This window comes from Gluconobacter sp. GP1, assembly GCF_032913585.1.
Taxonomy (GTDB): domain Bacteria; phylum Pseudomonadota; class Alphaproteobacteria; order Acetobacterales; family Acetobacteraceae; genus Gluconobacter; species Gluconobacter cerinus.
This window is the reverse complement of sequence record NZ_JASGXC010000023.1, coordinates 1-1,137: the sequence shown is the minus strand read 5'-3', so window position 1 is coordinate 1,137 and position 1,137 is coordinate 1. Positions and strand designations below refer to the sequence as shown.

Genomic DNA, 1,137 nt, shown 5'->3' with positions numbered 1-1,137 from the left:
CACAGGCTGCCGGTAAGTCGGTTCCCCTGGCAGCCTATAATCAGGTCGTAGATCTTCATAACGACCTTGTGCAGCGCTATGACGCCCTCGCACAAAAATACGCGGTGGCTAACCGTGGCCTTGATGAGATGGAAAAGAACCGTGACGAGTGGCAGGTTTGGGGGCGAAGAATGCGCGACAAGCTACGCAAGAGAGCAGAGGCTGCAGAAGCGCGTGTTGCCGAACTCGAAGCCAAACTAAAGGCAAAGGGCAACAGGTCTTGACGGTCGTTTCGTTGAGGCAAAGTGTCGCGGGCCTCGCGTTACTGTGCAGCCTGTCAGCCTGCGCTCACGGCAACATCCGTTCGATTTCGTCTTACAATGTGCCACCACCACCCAAGGTGAAGCAGCCGCTTTACGATCCTTATGCGCCCTATGGCTCTGCGCCCGTGACCTGGCGTCCTGCGCTGGCCACCCGCGCCGGCACCATTGTCAAACCCAATGACCCGGTCGATCAGGGTGATCGCCCTGATTATGAAAAGGCCGCCTGGTCGATTGACCACAAAGCCGCCCAAGCCGGGACGTTCTGAGACGTCCCGGAGACTGGCCTTATCGAGGCCAGAGCAGCCGCCCGTCCGAAAGATACTCCGAAAGTTTTCCGGCGCGTCCTGTTCGGGCCTGCCAGTTTGAGAAGCCCTGAATAACAAACTGGCTTCCCAGAACAATCGCACAGGCGAGCGCTTCAACGCAGGATGCGCTGAAAGCGGCCCCACCGCTCCACATGAGGATCATCACCCACCAGAGGCTCGCCAGCAGACAGAGCGTGCCATACAGTCGCCCCAGGGTCCGGGTTCGCTTACGGATTGCAGCCATTTGCGGCGACATGGGAGGCTGGTCCTCGAACGTCGTCTGATCCACGGGCTGGATCACAGGAACGTCCTGAAGGATCCGAAGACCCTGCTGCGCCGTGCGCAGACCCGGCCTCAGCGCAAAGATAAACGGAAAGACGAGCCATAACGCGGCTCGTCCGGCCCGCTGCTTCACTGTCGCACGAAGGCTCATGCGTGGAGGCTCGCGAGAAACGCATCGAGATCGTCTGGCAGGCCTGCCTCAACATGCGGGGTGCCGTTGCGATCCTTCCACACGAAGGTTGGCGTTC

3 protein-coding genes are annotated in these 1,137 nt (G+C 59.9%); 2 read left to right on the top strand and 1 reads right to left on the bottom strand.

The window, feature by feature from the left end; translation table 11 throughout:
* Together R5H23_RS16490 and R5H23_RS16485 are read left to right on the top strand one after the other, a co-directional pair.
* The coding region (locus tag R5H23_RS16490; protein ID WP_317216095.1) for a hypothetical protein at window positions 1-263 on the top strand (263 nt) is incomplete at its 5' end.
* Window positions 260-568, top strand: coding sequence for a hypothetical protein (locus tag R5H23_RS16485; protein WP_010505295.1), 309 nt, complete (start codon window positions 260-262; stop codon window positions 566-568). The genes R5H23_RS16490 and R5H23_RS16485, both read left to right, overlap by 4 nt.
* A gap of 19 nt (window positions 569-587) precedes the next feature.
* Here the strand turns inward: R5H23_RS16485 and R5H23_RS16480 are convergent, their stop codons facing one another.
* Window positions 588-1,040 (bottom strand): hypothetical protein, encoded by a 453-nt coding sequence (locus R5H23_RS16480; protein ID WP_010505298.1) that lies wholly within the window; start codon window positions 1,038-1,040, stop codon window positions 588-590.
* Between the last annotated feature and the right edge of the window lie 97 nt (window positions 1,041-1,137).

Excerpts from the sequence above, each read along its gene's own strand:
- R5H23_RS16480 (WP_010505298.1), bottom strand. The coding sequence starts at position 1,040 with ATGAGCCTTCGTGCGACAGTGAAGCAGCGGGCCGGACGAGCCGCGTTA.